General features: G+C 69.1%; 18 protein-coding genes. 16 read left to right on the top strand and 2 right to left on the bottom strand.

Annotated features, from left to right (window positions below; all coding sequences use genetic code 11):
- Window positions 1-48 precede the first annotated feature (48 nt).
- Window positions 49-471 (top strand): hypothetical protein, encoded by a 423-nt coding sequence (locus LXM50_RS07575; protein ID WP_233310693.1) that lies wholly within the window; start codon window positions 49-51, stop codon window positions 469-471.
- Window positions 472-476: 5 nt separating this feature from the next.
- Here the strand turns inward: LXM50_RS07575 and epsC are convergent, their stop codons facing one another.
- Together epsC and cysK are read right to left on the bottom strand one after the other, a co-directional pair.
- Complete coding sequence (gene epsC, locus LXM50_RS07580) at window positions 477-1061, bottom strand: serine O-acetyltransferase EpsC (RefSeq protein ID WP_233310694.1); 585 nt, start codon at window positions 1059-1061, stop codon at window positions 477-479.
- Window positions 1061-1999 (bottom strand): cysteine synthase A, encoded by a 939-nt coding sequence (gene cysK / locus LXM50_RS07585; RefSeq protein WP_233310695.1) that lies wholly within the window; start codon window positions 1997-1999, stop codon window positions 1061-1063. Before cysK ends, epsC begins: the two co-directional genes overlap by 1 nt.
- Window positions 2000-2137: 138 nt before the next feature.
- Between cysK and prmC the strand changes: the two genes are divergently transcribed.
- The 15 genes from prmC to LXM50_RS07660 all read left to right on the top strand — a co-directional run bounded on the left by prmC (window position 2138) and on the right by LXM50_RS07660 (window position 15248).
- Window positions 2138-2995, top strand: a complete 858-nt coding sequence (prmC, locus tag LXM50_RS07590; RefSeq protein WP_233310696.1) for a peptide chain release factor N(5)-glutamine methyltransferase — start codon at window positions 2138-2140, stop codon at window positions 2993-2995.
- 109 nt (window positions 2996-3104) lie between these two features.
- A complete protein-coding gene (locus tag LXM50_RS07595; RefSeq protein ID WP_233310697.1) occupies window positions 3105-3779 on the top strand; it encodes an L-threonylcarbamoyladenylate synthase in 675 nt (224 codons plus the stop codon).
- A 22-nt stretch (window positions 3780-3801) separates the two neighbouring features.
- Window positions 3802-4947: an MraY family glycosyltransferase gene (locus tag LXM50_RS07600; protein ID WP_233310698.1), complete on the top strand. Its 1146-nt coding sequence runs from the start codon at window positions 3802-3804 to the stop codon at window positions 4945-4947.
- Window positions 4944-5477, top strand: a complete 534-nt coding sequence (locus LXM50_RS07605) for a hypothetical protein (protein ID WP_233310699.1) — start codon at window positions 4944-4946, stop codon at window positions 5475-5477. Before LXM50_RS07600 ends, LXM50_RS07605 begins: the two co-directional genes overlap by 4 nt.
- A gap of 121 nt (window positions 5478-5598) precedes the next feature.
- Window positions 5599-6384 (top strand): F0F1 ATP synthase subunit A, encoded by a 786-nt coding sequence (gene atpB, locus LXM50_RS07610; protein ID WP_233310700.1) that lies wholly within the window; start codon window positions 5599-5601, stop codon window positions 6382-6384.
- A gap of 49 nt (window positions 6385-6433) precedes the next feature.
- Window positions 6434-6670 (top strand): ATP synthase F0 subunit C, encoded by a 237-nt coding sequence (gene atpE, locus LXM50_RS07615; protein ID WP_233310701.1) that lies wholly within the window; start codon window positions 6434-6436, stop codon window positions 6668-6670.
- Between the two features lie 28 nt (window positions 6671-6698).
- Entirely contained in the window at window positions 6699-7250 is a 552-nt protein-coding gene (locus LXM50_RS07620; RefSeq protein WP_233310702.1) for a F0F1 ATP synthase subunit B, read from the top strand.
- Complete coding sequence (locus tag LXM50_RS07625) at window positions 7250-8038, top strand: F0F1 ATP synthase subunit delta (protein ID WP_233310703.1); 789 nt, start codon at window positions 7250-7252, stop codon at window positions 8036-8038. The genes LXM50_RS07620 and LXM50_RS07625 overlap by 1 nt, the downstream gene beginning before the upstream one ends.
- A gap of 50 nt (window positions 8039-8088) precedes the next feature.
- Window positions 8089-9729, top strand: coding sequence for a F0F1 ATP synthase subunit alpha (atpA, locus tag LXM50_RS07630; protein ID WP_233310704.1), 1641 nt, complete (start codon window positions 8089-8091; stop codon window positions 9727-9729).
- A 21-nt stretch (window positions 9730-9750) separates the two neighbouring features.
- Window positions 9751-10650 (top strand): F0F1 ATP synthase subunit gamma, encoded by a 900-nt coding sequence (locus LXM50_RS07635; RefSeq protein ID WP_233310705.1) that lies wholly within the window; start codon window positions 9751-9753, stop codon window positions 10648-10650.
- Window positions 10651-10673: 23 nt separating this feature from the next.
- Window positions 10674-12110, top strand: a complete 1437-nt coding sequence (gene atpD / locus LXM50_RS07640) for a F0F1 ATP synthase subunit beta (RefSeq protein ID WP_233310706.1) — start codon at window positions 10674-10676, stop codon at window positions 12108-12110.
- A 2-nt stretch (window positions 12111-12112) separates the two neighbouring features.
- Window positions 12113-12373: a F0F1 ATP synthase subunit epsilon gene (locus LXM50_RS07645; protein ID WP_233310707.1), complete on the top strand. Its 261-nt coding sequence runs from the start codon at window positions 12113-12115 to the stop codon at window positions 12371-12373.
- Window positions 12374-12452: 79 nt separating this feature from the next.
- Window positions 12453-13217 carry a YaaA family protein gene (locus tag LXM50_RS07650; RefSeq protein WP_233310708.1) on the top strand — a complete coding sequence of 255 codons (765 nt, stop codon included), beginning with the start codon at window positions 12453-12455 and terminating at the stop codon, window positions 13215-13217.
- Between the two features lie 113 nt (window positions 13218-13330).
- Complete coding sequence (locus LXM50_RS07655; protein ID WP_233310709.1) at window positions 13331-14158, top strand: DUF5684 domain-containing protein; 828 nt, start codon at window positions 13331-13333, stop codon at window positions 14156-14158.
- A 118-nt stretch (window positions 14159-14276) separates the two neighbouring features.
- Window positions 14277-15248, top strand: a complete 972-nt coding sequence (locus tag LXM50_RS07660) for an aldo/keto reductase (RefSeq protein WP_233310710.1) — start codon at window positions 14277-14279, stop codon at window positions 15246-15248.
- Window positions 15249-15284: the final 36 nt, after the last annotated feature.

Below are 15284 nucleotides of genomic sequence, written 5' to 3' on the forward strand. Positions count from 1 at the left end.
TACGCGGCGTGAGCAGGGCGCGCACCTGGGCCGCGCTATGCTCCGGCCATGGGCCTCTTCTTCACACGCACCCTGATCTTCCTGGCGTCGTCGGCGCTCGGCCTCATCGTGGCCGATCTGCTGCTGACGGGCTTCACCATCGAGTGGAGCAAGTGGTGGGGTTTCGTGCTGTGCGTGCTCATCTTCACGGTGCTGCAGAGCCTGCTCGCGCCGTGGATCACGTCCATGGCCAACCGCTACGCTCCCGCGCTGCTGGGCGGGATCGGCATCATCTCCACCTTCGTGGCTCTGCTCATCGTCGTGCTGCTGCCGATCGGCGGCCTGCGGATCACCGACGCGCTCGGCTGGATCCTCGGACCCGTCGTCGTCTGGATCATCACGGCGCTGTGCACGGTCGTGCTGCCGCTGCTGCTGATCAAGCGCGAGGTGCGCGAGGCCGCCGCTCTGAAGGCTGCGGCCAAGAAGCGCTGATCCGCTCAGATCGAGTAGTCCGGCACGGACAGGATCCGGGCGGTGCTCTCTCCCTCGAGACGAGGCCGCGCCCGGGCGGGGACGCCGGTCAGAACGGAGTCGGCCGGGGCGTCCTTCGTCACGACGGCGTTCGCGCCGATGGCGGAGCGGGCGCCGATGACGACAGGGCCGAGGATCTTCGCTCCCGCGCCGACCACGACGCCGTCCTGGAGCGTGGGGTGGCGTTTGCCCGCGTCGCGGGTGCGCCCGCCGAGGGTGACCCCGTGATACAGCATCACGTCGTCGCCGACCTCTGCGGTCTCGCCGATCACGACCCCCATGCCGTGGTCGATGAAGAAGCGGCGGCCGATCGTGGCTCCGGGGTGGATCTCCACGCCGGTGAGCCAGCGGGCGACCTGCGAGCCCATCCGCGCCGGGAAGCGCAGCCCGCGCGTCCACAGGGCGTGATTCACGCGGTGCGCCCAGATGGCGTGCAGACCGGGGTAGAGCAGGGCGATCTCGATTCCGCCGCGTGCGGCGGGGTCACGGAGCCGGGCGGATGCGATGTCCTCGCGCATCCGCCCGACCCACGACATGCCAGAGTGCGGCATCAGTCCTCGCGCAGGTCCTCGAAGAGGGCCGTGGACAGGTAGCGCTCGCCGGTGTCCGGGGCGATCACGACGATGGTCTTGCCCGCGTTCTCGGGGCGGGCGGCGACCTTCAGCGCCTGGGCCACGGCGGCGCCGGCGGAGATGCCGACCAGCAGGCCCTCCTTCGCCGCGAGGTCGCGGGCGGTGGTGAGCGACTCGTCGAAACCGGCCGTGATGATCTCGTCGATGACCTCGCGGTCCAGGATCGCGGGGACGAAGTTCGGGCCGATGCCCTGGATCTTCGCCGGTCCGGGGTGGCCCTCACTGAGCAGCGGGGAGTCGGTCGGCTCGACGGCGATCACCTTGACGTCGGGGTTGGCCGCCTTGAGCGCCTGACCGGTGCCCGTGATCGTGCCTCCGGTCCCGATGCCCGCGACGAAGACGTCGACGTTGCCGTCGGTGTCGCGCAGGATCTCCTGCGCGGTGGTCTCCCGGTGGATCTGCGGGTTCGCGGCGTTCTCGAACTGGCGCGCCCAGACGGCTCCGGGGGTCTCGGCGATGATCTCCTGCAGCTTCTCGATCGCGCCCTTCATGCCGAGCGTCGGGTCGGTGAGCACGAGCTCGGCACCGAACGCCTTCAGCAGGACCCGGCGCTCCTTCGACATCGATGCGGGCATCGTCAGGATCACGCGGTAGCCGCGCGCGGCGCCCACCATCGCCAGCGCGATGCCGGTGTTGCCGCTCGTCGCCTCGACGATCGTTCCGCCGGGCTTCAGCTCGCCGGAGGCCTCCGCGGCGTCGACGATGGCGATGCCGATGCGGTCCTTGACGCTCGAGGCCGGGTTGAACGACTCGAGCTTGACCAGCACCGTGGCGCCGAGGCCCTCGGTCACGTGGTTCAGCTTGACGAGCGGGGTGTTGCCGAACGTGCTGGTGATGTCGGAGTGGATGCCTGCCATGAGGGACCTTTCGATGGACGCACTTCTTCGCGGTTGCGACGACCCCATCCCGCTTCCGACGGGGACACGATCGAGCACAGCCTAGGACGGCGGGGTGTGGGCCCGGTGAATGTGACGGCCGCATTACGCTGGACGTCTATGCCCGTGCCGCTCTCCGATGCCCTCCGCCGTGCCGCCACGATGCTCGGCGACGCCGGCGTCCCGGATCCCGCCGTCGACGCCGAGCTCCTCGCCGGACATGTCCTGGGGCTCGGCCGCGGCGGCGTGCAGGCCGCGACGATCCGCGGGGATGCGCTGAGCTCTGAGGACGAGGCGGCGCTGGACGCGCTGGTGACGCGCCGCGCGGCACGCGAGCCGCTTCAGCACCTCACCGGCACGGCGCCCTTCCGCCATCTCGAGCTGGCCGTGGGGCCCGGCGTGTTCGTGCCGAGGCCGGAGACCGAGATCGTCGCGCAGTTCGCGATCGATGCGCTGCTCGCGGCGGCCTCGCCGGTGCCGATCGGCGTGGACCTGTGCACCGGATCCGGAGCCATAGCCCTCGCCCTCGCGACAGAGGTGCCGCACGCGCAGGTGCATGCAGTCGAGCTCTCGCCCGAGGCGCACGTCTGGGCGCTGCGGAACACGGCGGGCCAGGAGAACCTCTCTCTCGTGCTCGGCGATCTCCGGTCGGAACTGGGGGAGCTGGACGGCACGGTCGACGTGGTCATCTCCAACCCTCCGTACGTGCCGGACGACGCGATCCCGCGCGACCCCGAGGTGCGCCTGCACGACCCGGCGCTCGCGCTGTACGGCGGCCCCGACGGGCTGGACGTGGTGCGCGCGATCAGCCGCCGCGCCTGGGCGCTGCTGCACTCCGGCGGCACGCTCGTGCTCGAGCACGCCGAGGTACAGGGCACGGCCATCCGTGAGCTCCTCGCCGCGGACGGCTGGCGCGCCATGGCGACGCACCAGGATCTGACCCGGCGCGACCGAGCGACGACGGCCATCCGGCCGTAACAGGATCACCGATCGGCCGCGATCGCCGACAGGGGCGGGAGGCCGACCGCGGGCGACTCGCATGCCTGCTCAGGGCGCACGGTGCCGCGCCCCGTAGACTGGGCCGGTCATGTCCTCCCTCTTCGATAGCCGCGACGCGGATCAGATCCTCACCGGTATGCGCCAGGCCCGTCTGGCCATCGGCCGCGGCGAGCTGGTCGTGCTCCCCACCGACACCGTGTACGGCGTGGGCGCCGACGCCTTCAGCCCCGCCGCCGTGCAGCGCCTGCTCGACGCGAAGGGGCGAGGGCGTCAGCAGCCGCCGCCCGTCCTGGTCGGCAGCACCGCCACCCTGGCCGCGCTCGTCGAGTCCGTGCCCGAGCCCGTGCAGCGTCTGGTCGACGAGTTCTGGCCCGGCGGACTCACGATCGTGCTGCCCGCGCAGCAATCCCTGGTCTGGGACCTCGGCGAGACCCATGGCACGGTGGCCGTGCGGATGCCGGACCACAGGGTTGCGCTCGCGCTGCTCGAGGAGACGGGTCCGCTCGCGGTCTCCAGTGCGAACCTCACGGGAGAGCCGGCCGCCGTCGAGGTCGAGCAGGCCAGGGGCATGCTCGGCGACAGCATCGAGGTCTACCTCGACGCGGGACCGGCGGCGAAGGGCGTGGCCTCCACGATCATCGACGCGACGTCGCTCGTGCGCCCCGGTGGCGAGGACGCGAAGGTGCGCGTGCTCCGCGAGGGCGCTGTCTCGCGCGAGGAACTCGTCCGCGTGCTCGGGGACCTGCTCGACGAGCAGCCCTGATCCCGGCGGAGGAGAGCGACCCGTGAAGCAGTACCTGTTCACCGTGATCCTCACGGCGGCCGTGACCCTGGCCTGTTCGTGGGCGGTGTGGCAGCTGAGCCTGCGCTTCAAGCTGTACCCCGGCATCCGCGAGCGCGATGTGCACACGACGCCGACGCCGCGCCTGGGGGGAGTGGCGATGCTGCTCGGCATCCTGGCGGCCTTCGCCGCGAGCGCGGCCAGCCCGTTCTTCCACATCATCTGGGCGCAGCCGCAGACCATGTGGTCGGTGCTGGGCGCCGTCGTGCTCATCGCGGTCGTCGGCGTCATCGATGATCTCTGGGATCTGGACTGGATGATCAAGCTCGGCGCGCAGTTCCTGGCCGCGGGCCTGGTCACGATCGTGGGCGGTCTGCAGATCGCCTCGCTCCCGCTCGCGGAGCCCGTGATCGGATCCAATTGGCTGAGCATCGTGATCACCATGTTCGCGATCGTCATCGTCATGAACGCGGTGAACTTCATCGACGGCCTCGACGGACTGGTCGCGGGAGTGTGCCTCATCGCGAACGGCGTGTTCTTCGCCTACTCGTACATCATCGCCCGCGACATCGGTCAGTCGAGCTACTTCAGCCTCGCCCCGTTCATCGCGGCGGTGCTGATCGGCGCGTGCATCGGGTTCCTGCCGATGAACTGGAACCCCGCGAAGCTGTTCATGGGCGACTCCGGCGCCCTCGTCATCGGCCTTCTCATGGCGACCAGCGCCGTCGCCATCACCGGCCAGCTGAATCCCGCCGTTCTCACCAACGCGCAGATCGGACGCTCCCAGCTGCTCGGAGCGTTCATCCCGATCCTGCTGCCCGTCGTGGTGGTGCTGCTGCCGCTGCTCGACTTCGGCCTGGCGGTGCTGCGCCGCATGGGCGCGGGCAAGTCGCCGTTCTCGCCGGACCGCAAGCACCTGCATCACCGCATGCTCGACCTCGGCCACCGCGGCCGCGACGCCGTGCTCATCTTCTACGCGTGGACCGCGATCATCTCGATCGCCGTGCTGCTGATGTACATCGGGTCGCGCGAGGGCTGGTACGGCGAGTACGCGGCCGGTGTGGTCTTCGGCGTCGTCGGGGCCGCGGCGTGCCTCGTCGTCACCCTCATCCCGTCGCGCCCGCGCGCCATCCAGAAGGAAACGAAATGAGCTCCGCGAGCCCCGTCACCAGCACTCCCGTCCTGCGCACGGCGCTCATCGCGTCGGGGATCGCCGCCGTCGTGCTCGCGATCGTCGCCGGGATCATCGGAGGAGTGCTCAAGGGTGCCCCCGGCGTGTGGAGCGGCCTGATCGGCGCCCTCATCGCCGTTCTCTTCGGGGCGATCACCGCAGCCAGCATCCTCATCGCGAATCGCTGGTTCGGCCAGGAGCTGTACGTGCAGCTGTTCTTCGCGATCGTGATGGGCGGCTGGTTCCTCAAGCTCGGGCTGTTCTTCGTGCTCATCCTGGTGCTCCGCGGGCAGCCCTGGCTGGAGCCGGTCGTGTTCTTCTGGGCGCTCCTCGCGGGGGTGCTGGTCTCGCTCGCGATCGACGCGGCGGTGTTCCTGAAGATGCGGCTCCCGGTCGTCAGCGACGCCTCGCTTCCGACCGTCGCGCCCGAGGACGTCGCGCCGTCGGCAGGGGAGCGTAGTGCCTCTGGGCAGGATCATGACGCGGATTCAGGCAACTCACACGTCTGATAGGCTGGGATCCGAGCCCGCTCGTCACGCGAGCGCTGCGCTGTGAAGCACATCGACCGACGCCCCGGTAGCCCCCGGTGCCCCGAAGCTGGAGCCCGCGCTGTTTAATCTTGCTGCGACCATGATTCCTCGACTGGCCAACGACAGCGGTTTCCACGGCCCGTCGATGGACGAGTTCTTCCCCGAGATCCTCTTCAACGCCTTCGGCGTCCCGATCCACCGGATCCACCTGGTCCAGTTCGTGTCGGTCGTCGCGGTCGTGCTGATCCTGGTGCTCGGCACCCGCCGGATGAAGATCGTCCCCGGCCGTTTCCAGAGCGTCGTCGAGATGGGCCTCGGCTTCGTCCGCGGCGGCATCGCGCACGACCTGCTCGGCCGCAAGGACGGCGACCGCTTCCTGCCGCTGCTCACCACGATCTTCTTCATGACGCTGTTCATGAACATCACGGGCATCATCCCCGGACTCAACATCGCCGGCACGAGCATCATCGGCGTCCCGCTGCTGCTCGCCGTGATCAGCTACGTCACGTTCATCTACGCCGGCATCAAGAAGAGTCCGAAGAACTTCTTCAAGAACGCACTGTTCCCCGCAGGCGTGCCGTGGCCGGTGTACATCATCGTCACGCCGATCGAGTTCATCTCGACCTTCATCGTCCGCCCGGTGACGCTCACCCTGCGACTTCTGATGAACATGGTCGTCGGCCACATGCTGCTGGTGCTGTGCTACTCGGCCACCGCGTTCTTCTTCTTCACGGCGGGCGGCGGCTGGGCCGCGCTCGGTGTGGGAACCCTCGCCTTCGGCGGCGCCTTCTCGGTCTTCGAGATCCTGGTCGCCGTCCTCCAGGCCTACGTCTTCACCGTCCTCACCGCGGTCTACATCCAGCTCGCGGTCGCAGAAGAGCACTGACAACCCCTGCGGGCGGCGAACCTGCCGCCCACAACGAAAGGAAAAACCCGTGGACGCTACTACGGTTCTCGCAGCAGTCAACGGCAACCTCGCGACGATCGGCTACGGCCTCGCCGCCATCGGCCCGGCCATCGGCGTGGGCATCGTCGTCGGCAAGACGATCGAGGGTGTCGCCCGTCAGCCCGAGCTGGCCGGTCGCCTGCAGGTTCTGATGTGGATCGGCATCGCCTTCACCGAGGCGCTCGCGTTCGTCGGCATCGCCGTCGGCTTCATCCCCTTCCCGTAATCCGCCCCCGAGTCCCGAAGGAGACAGGATGCTGAACGCTCTTGTCACGAACCTCGCGGCCGAGGGTGAGGCGCACAACCCGCTCCTGCCCGCATGGTACGACCTGGTCTGGTCTGCTCTGTGGTTCGTCGTGATCCTCCTCGTCGTGTGGAAGGTCGCCCTCCCGCGCTTCACGAAGATGCTCGACGAGCGCTCTGCAGCCATCGAGGGCAACATCGCGAAGGCGGACGAGGCTCAGAAGCAGGCCGAGGCCGCGCTGGAGGAGTACACCCGCCAGCTCGCAGAGGCACGCACCGAGGCCGGCGCGATCCGCGAGACCGCCCGCGAGGACGGCAAGAAGATCGTCGCCGAGGCGAAGGAGACCGCTGCCGTCGAGGCCGCGCGTCTGACCACGGCCGCCCACGCGCAGATCGAGGCCGAGCGTCAGACGGCGTTCGTCTCGCTGCGCAGTGAGGTCGGCGGCCTCGCTCTCGACCTCGCCGGTGGCGTGGTCGGCGAGACCCTCTCCGACGACGCACGCGCGACGGCTGTCGTGGACCGCTTCCTGGCGGACCTCGAAGCCTCCGAGGCGGCGAAGTAATGGGCAGCGCGACCGCTCAGGCCCTCGAGGCGTCGAGCAGCGCTCTGACCGCCGCGCAGCCGATCACCCTCGACGTCGCCGGAGACCTGTTCTCCGCGTCGCGTCTGATCGGTGAGTCGACCGCGCTGAGCGGCGCGCTCGCCGATGCGTCCGCCCCGGCCGACGCCCGCGCGGCGCTCGCGTCGCGCGTCTTCGCCGGTGCCTCCGCCGCCGCGCAGAGCGTGCTCGGCACGGTCGTGTCGCAGCGCTGGTCCTCCTCCGCCGACCTCGTCGAGGGCGTCGAGGAGCTGGCCGTGCGCGCCGTGGCGATCGCCGCCCCGGACGCGGACATCGAGGGCGAGCTGTTCTCGGTGTCGCGCCTGGTGGCCGACAACTCCGACCTCGAGCTGGCCCTGGGCAGTCGCATGGGCGGGGGAGCGGCCAAGGCGGCACTCGTGCAGAAGCTCATCGACACCCGTGTGCATCCTGCGACCGCGCTGATCGTCACCTCCCTGGTGCGCGAGCCGCGTGGGCGGCGCGTGCGCCGGCTGCTCGGCCGCGCCATGCGGATCGTCTCCTCGCAGCGCGATCGGATCGTCGCGACGGTGCACACCGCGGCACCGCTCAGCGCCGCTCAGCGCGACCGTCTCCGCACGGTGCTGGCCGGTCGCTACGGTCGCCAGATCGCGCTGAACGAGGTGCTCGACTCCTCCGTCGTCGGAGGCCTGCGCGTGCAGGTCGCGGACGACGTCATCGACGGCAGCATCGCCGCCCGCCTCGCCGATCTCCGGCAGAAGCTCGCGGGCTGAAACACGACTTCGCGCGGGAAGCCGCGCACCCCGAACACAAAGGGAAGACAATGGCAGAACTTTCGATCAGCCCCGACGTCATCCGTGACGCGCTGAAGGACTTCGTCGCCGCGTACGAGCCGACGTCCGGCACGGCGACCGAGGTCGGCACCGTCATCGACGCAGCGGATGGCATCGCGCACGTCGAGGGCCTGCCCGGCGTCATGGCGAACGAGCTCGTGACCTTCGCCGACGGCACCAAGGGTCTCGCGCTGAACCTGGACGAGCACGAGATCGGTGTGGTCGTCCTCGGCGACTTCGCCGGTGTCGAGGCCGGCCAGGAGGTCACCCGCACCGGTGAGGTGCTCTCCGTGCCGGTCGGCGACGGCTACCTCGGTCGCGTCGTCGACCCGCTCGGCAACCCGATCGACGGTCTCGGCGAGATCGCGACCGAGGGCATCCGCGAGCTCGAGCTGCAGGCGCCCGGCGTCATGCAGCGCAAGAGCGTGCACGAGCCGATGCAGACCGGCATCAAGGCCATCGATGCGATGATCCCGGTCGGCCGCGGCCAGCGTCAGCTGATCATCGGCGACCGCCAGACCGGCAAGACCGCGATCGCGATCGACACGATCATCAACCAGAAGGCCAACTGGGAGTCCGGCGACGTCAACAAGCAGGTCCGCTGCATCTACGTCGCGATCGGCCAGAAGGGCTCGACCATCGCCTCCGTCAAGGGCGCGCTGGAAGAGGCCGGCGCCCTGGAGTACACCACCATCGTCGCCGCCCCGGCGTCCGACCCGGCGGGCTTCAAGTACCTCGCCCCCTACACCGGCTCGGCCATCGGCCAGCACTGGATGTACGGCGGCAAGCACGTCCTGATCATCTTCGACGACCTGTCGAAGCAGGCCGAGGCCTACCGTGCCGTGTCGCTGCTGCTCCGCCGTCCGCCGGGCCGCGAGGCCTACCCGGGCGACGTCTTCTACCTGCACTCCCGTCTGCTGGAGCGCTGCGCGAAGCTGTCCGACGAGCTCGGCGCCGGTTCGATGACGGGTCTGCCCATCATCGAGACCAAGGCCAACGACGTCTCGGCGTACATCCCGACCAACGTGATCTCGATCACCGACGGCCAGATCTTCCTGCAGTCCGACCTGTTCAACGCGAACCAGCGTCCGGCGGTCGACGTGGGCATCTCGGTGTCCCGCGTCGGCGGTGACGCCCAGGTCAAGTCGATCAAGAAGGTCTCCGGAACGCTGAAGCTCGAGCTCGCGCAGTACCGCTCGCTCGAGGCCTTCGCGATGTTCGCGTCCGACCTCGACCAGGCTTCGCGCCGTCAGCTGGCTCGTGGTGCGCGCCTGACCGAGCTGCTCAAGCAGCCGCAGTACTCGCCGTACCCGGTCGAGGAGCAGGTCGTCTCGATCTGGGCCGGCACCAAGGGCAAGCTCGACTCGATCGAGGTCGAGGACGTGCTGCGCTTCGAGCGCGAGCTGCTGGATCACCTGCGTCGCAACACCAAGGTGCTCGACACCCTCCGCGAGACGAACGTCCTCGATGACGACACGGTTGCGGAGCTGGAGAAGGCCACCGATGCCTTCCTCCTCGAGTTCCAGGGCGGCACCGGCCACGGCATCAGCGCTCCCGGTCACGAGGAGCACAGCGCCGCGGACGTCGACGACGTGAACCAGGAGAAGATCGTCAAGGGCCGCCGCGCGTAATCGCGGGGGATTCTCAGAGCTATGGGCGCACAACTCAGGGTCTACAAGCAGAAGATCTCTTCTGCTCAGACGACCAAGAAGATCACGAAGGCGATGGAACTCATCGCGGCTTCGCGCATCCAGAAGGCGATGGCGCGCGTCAACGCGTCCTCGCCCTTCGCGCGAGCCGTGACGAGGGCCGTGTCCGCCGTCGCGACGCACTCCAACGTCGACCACCCGCTCACCCGTGAGCCCGAGACGATCCGCCGCTCCGCCGTCGTGATCTTCTCGAGCGACCGGGGTCTGGCCGGCGCGTTCAACTCGCAGATCCTGCGCGAGGGCATGGAGCTCGCCGAGCTCCTGCGTTCGGAAGGACGCGAGCCGGTGTTCTACCTCGTCGGCCGCAAGGCTGTCGGCTACTTCCAGTTCCGGCGCCTCGAGGCTGCCGCGGAGTGGACCGGCGACACCGACACGCCGTCGTTCCACACGGCGGAGGCCATCTCCGCCGCTCTGCTGGAGGCGTTCGAGCGCGGGGGCGAGCAGGGCGGCGTCGATGAGATCCACCTCGTGTACAACCGCTTCGTCAGCATGATGACGCAGTCGCCCGAGACGGTGCGCCTGCTTCCGCTGGAGATCGCGGAGGCGGACGAGGCCGACGCCTCGAGCGCCGTCTACCCGCTGTACGAGTTCGAGCCGGATGCGGCGACGGTGCTCGACGCGATCCTGCCGGTGTACATCCAGAGCCGCGTCTTCAACGCCCTCCTGCAGTCGTCCGCCGCCAAGCAGGCCGCGACGCAGAAGGCGATGAAGTCGGCCAGCGACAACGCCGACAAGCTCATCACCGACTACACCCGCCTGCGCAACAACGCGCGCCAGGCGGAGATCACGCAGCAGATCGCCGAGATCGTCGGCGGCGCCGACGCGCTGGCGTCGAGCAAGTAAGACCCTCAGGAGAGAGACGAAATATGACTGCCACCGCTACGACGGTCGTCGGCCGCGTTGCTCGCGTCACCGGCCCGGTCGTCGACATCGAGTTCCCGCACGACTCGATCCCCGACATCTACAACGCACTCAAGACGACGATCACCATCGGCGAGGAGTCGACGGAGATCACGCTCGAGGTCGCGCAGCACCTCGGCGATGACCTCGTCCGCGCCATCTCGCTCAAGCCCACCGACGGCATGGTCCGCGGCCAGGAGGTGCGCGACACCGGCGAGGCCATCTCGGTCCCCGTCGGCGACGTCACCAAGGGCAAGGTCTTCAACGTGATCGGCGAGGTCCTGAACGTCGAGCCCGGCGAGCAGATCGAGATCACCGAGCGCTGGCCGATCCACCGCAAGGCCCCGAACTTCGACCAGCTCGAGTCGAAGACCACGATGTTCGAGACCGGCATCAAGTCGATCGACCTCCTCACGCCGTACGTGCAGGGTGGGAAGATCGGCCTGTTCGGCGGCGCGGGCGTCGGCAAGACCGTCCTCATCCAGGAGATGATCCAGCGCGTCGCGCAGGATCACGGTGGCGTGTCGGTGTTCGCCGGTGTCGGCGAGCGTACGCGTGAGGGCAACGACCTCATCGCAGAGATGGAGGAGGCGGGCGTCTTCGACAAGACCGCCCTCGTCTTCGGCCAGATGGACGAGCCGCCGGGGACGCGTCTGCGCGTCGCCCTGTCCGCCCTGACCATGGCGGAGTACTTCCGCGATGTGCAGAAGCAGGACGTGCTGCTCTTCATCGACAACATCTTCCGCTTCACGCAGGCCGGATCCGAGGTCTCCACGCTGCTCGGCCGCATGCCGTCCGCCGTGGGCTACCAGCCCAACCTCGCCGATGAGATGGGTGTGCTCCAGGAGCGCATCACCTCGACCCGTGGTCACTCGATCACCTCGCTGCAGGCGATCTACGTGCCGGCCGACGACTACACCGACCCGGCCCCCGCCACGACGTTCGCGCACCTCGACGCGACCACCGAGCTCTCGCGCGAGATCGCATCGAAGGGTCTGTACCCGGCGATCGACCCGCTGACCTCGACCTCCCGGATCATGGACCCCCGCTACCTGGGCGAGGACCACTACCGCGTGGCCACCACGGTCAAGCAGATCCTCCAGAAGAACAAGGAGCTGCAGGAGATCATCGCGATCCTCGGCGTCGACGAGCTCTCCGAAGAGGACAAGATCGTCGTCGCACGCGCCCGCCGCATCCAGCAGTTCCTCTCCCAGAACACCTACATGGCGAAGAAGTTCACCGGTGTCGAGGGCTCCACGGTTCCGCTCAAGGAGACCATCGAGTCGTTCGACGCGATCTGCCGCGGAGACATGGACCATGTCGCCGAGCAGGCCTTCTTCAACGTGGGCGGCCTCTCGGACGTCGAGGAGAACTGGGCGCGCATCCAGAAGGAGAACGCCTGATCATGGCGCTGCACGTCAGCCTCGTCTCCGCCGACGCGGAGGTCTGGACCGGTGAGGCCAGCCTCGTCGTCGCGAAGACCGTCGAGGGCGAGCTCGGCTTCATGGCCGGACACGAGCCGGTGCTGGCCATCCTCGCAGAGGGCCAGGTCCGCATCACCCAGCTGGACGGCACCAAGGTGCTCGCCAGCGCCCGGGACGGCTTCGTCTCGATGGAGGGCGACGCCCTGACGATCGTCGCGGGCAACGCGGCGCTCGTCGCCTGATCGAACCACTCACGCAAGCGCCGGATCCCCTCGGGGGTCCGGCGCTTGCGCGTCCCCACCCGTCTGAGGAGTCGTGCGCATGATGATCCTGCTGCCGCCGAGCGAGACCAAGCGGCCCGGAGGGAAGAGCTCACCTGCGGAGCCTGCCGGATGGGCGCTGCCGGGACTGCTGCCGCAGCGCGAGCAGGTACGTGACGCGCTCGTGGCGCTGGCCGCCGACGCGGAGGCGACACGCCGGGTGCTCAAGCTCAGCGACAAGCAGCTCGCCGAGGCCCTGCTCGACAATGCAGGGCTGCGGACCGCCGCGGTGATGCCCGCCGTGGACCGCTACACGGGAGTGCTGTACGACGCGCTCGATGCCGCGACGCTCGACGGCTACGCGCGGCGCTGGCTGGGGGCGCACGTGCTCGTGCACAGCGCGCCCTTCGGACCGGTCGGCGCTCTGGATCCGATCCCGTCCTACCGGCTCGGCGCCGGCGCATCCGTGCCGGGCCTGCCTCCGCTGCGGAGACTGTGGGCGGACGCTGTGGCGGTGCAGCTCGCGGTCGCGGCGCCCTCCTTCGTGCTGGACCTGCGCTCCGAGGCCTACGCGGACCTGGGGCCGGTTCCGGCGGAGCTGCCGTCCGCGTACGTTCGCGTGGTCACGGAGCAGGGCAAGGCGCTGAACCACTTCAACAAGCACGCCAAGGGCGATCTGGTGCGTCGCCTAGCGACCGAGCGGCCGAAGATCGGATCGCGTCGCACGCTTCTGAACTGGGCCGGCCGCGCGGGCGTGCGGCTGCAGGAGACGGGCGAGCACGGCATCCTCGAACTCGTGACGGATCAGCCGACTGCCCGCAAATAGTTCGTGAGTGCGGCACTCGGACAGGGTAGGGTGTTTCGCGTCGAAGCGCTCAGCTGTTTCCCAGGAGCGCTCCTCGATGCATATGCATCTCAACCTGTTCCCGGGAGGAACACATGAACGACTACGGATACGATTCCGCAGCCAGTGCAGCGATCATCGGCATCACATTCCTGTTCGCCTTCATCGCGATCGTCATCGTCTACGTCCTCGGCTCGCTCTTCCTCATGAAGATCTTCGAAAAGGCGGGCGTGCAGGGCAAGTGGCGGGCATGGGTGCCCGTCTACAACCAGATGATCTTCGTCAAGCTCGGTGACATGTCGCCCTGGCTCATCCTGATCCTGATGGCTGCCTCGCTGATCCCGATCCTCAACTACCTGACCGGCCTCGCGTCGGTGGTGCTGCTGACGATCGCGGCGTGGCGCGTGGGTCTCAAGCTGCAGAAGAGCGCCGGCTGGGCCGTGCTGTACTTCTTCCTCAGCCTGATCTGGCTCGGCATCAACGCCTTCGACAAGTCGCGCTGGAACCCGAACATCGCCCCCGCCTCCTGGGCCGGCAACGGCTTCTTCGGCGACCGCACGGTGTGGCAGGGCATCCCCGTGCAGCCGTCCGCCGCGGCCCCGGCCGCAGGCTACGGCGCCCCGCAGGGCTACCAGCCGCCGGCCGCGCAGGGCTACGCCCCGCCGCAGCAGCCGGGCTACGGCCAGCCCGCCGCGCCCCAGGCTCCGCAGTTCGGCCAGCCGGGCGCCCAGCCCGAGCAGCCGCAGCAGGGCTTCCAGCCGCCGGCGCCGCAGGCACCGCAGCCGACCTTCCAGCCGCCGGCAGCTCCGCCGGTGGCCGCACCGGACGTCCCGGCCGCGCCTCCGGCTCCGCCCGCACCTCCGGCACCGCCGGCCGCTGCGCCGGACGCCGCCCCGGAGAACGGCGAGCAGCCCCCGGCGTGACGCCGTCCTGATGCCGTGGTCCTCGGACTGCACGGCGATGTGGGAAGCCTCGGTCTTTCGGCCGGGGCTTCCCGCATGCCCGGCATCCGCATCGCGAGTCGGCCTGTAGTTTGGAAGCATGAGCGCTGAACGTCGTGTCGGATCGTCCGGGCTCCTGGTCTCCGCCGTGGGACTCGGATGCAACAACTTCGGACGAGCGGGAACGGCGACCGAGACGCTGCAGGGCACCGTCCAGGTGCTGGACGCGGCGATCGACCACGGCGTGACGTTCCTCGACACGGCGGACATCTACGGCAAGGATCCCGGTCTCAGCGAGAGCCTGATGGGCGAGGCGCTCGACGGTCGACGCGATCGGGTCGTGCTCGCGACCAAGTTCGGCTACGCGTCCGCCGACATGGGATACGACTTCCCCGCAGGCCTCGGCTCACGTCGCTACGTGCGCAAGGCCGTCGAGGAGTCCCTGCGTCGCCTGCGCACCGACTGGATCGACCTGTACCAGCTGCACTGGCCGGATCCGCTCACCCCGATCGAGGAGACGCTGGACGCCCTGGACGAGCTCGTCCGCGAGGGCAAGATCCGCTACTTCGGCCACTCCAACTTCACCGGCTGGCAGATCGCGGAGGCGGAGCTGACCGCGACGAGGAGCGCGCGTTTCATCTCGTCGCAGAACCAGTATTCGCTGCTGTCCCGCGCGGCCGAGCGCGAGGTGCTGCCCGCCGTCAACCGCTTCGGACTCGGGTTCTTCCCCTTCTTCCCGTTGCACAACGGACTGCTCACGGGCAAGTTCACCCGCGACGGCGGACCGTCGCAGAGCCGGATCATGCGCACCAGGTCGCATCTCTGGGAGGACGCGCCCTGGGACGCGCTGGACGCCTATCGCGCCTTCTGCGACGAGCGCGGCCTCACGATGCTCGAAGCGACTTTCGGCTGGCTGCTCGCGCAGCCCGGGGTCGCCTCGGTGATCGCCGGGGCCACCTCCGCCGAGCAGGTCGAGGCGAACGCCCGCGCGGGCGCGGCCTGGAATCCCACCGCGGAGGACGTCGCCGCGATCGACGCCCTGTTCCCGCTGCCCACGGATCCGGCGCTCTGAGCCGCGTGTCGGCGCCAGGGATCCATTACGATGTGT

Origin of the sequence: Microbacterium sp. Au-Mic1, assembly GCF_021341785.1 — a bacterium.
Taxonomy (GTDB): domain Bacteria; phylum Actinomycetota; class Actinomycetes; order Actinomycetales; family Microbacteriaceae; genus Microbacterium.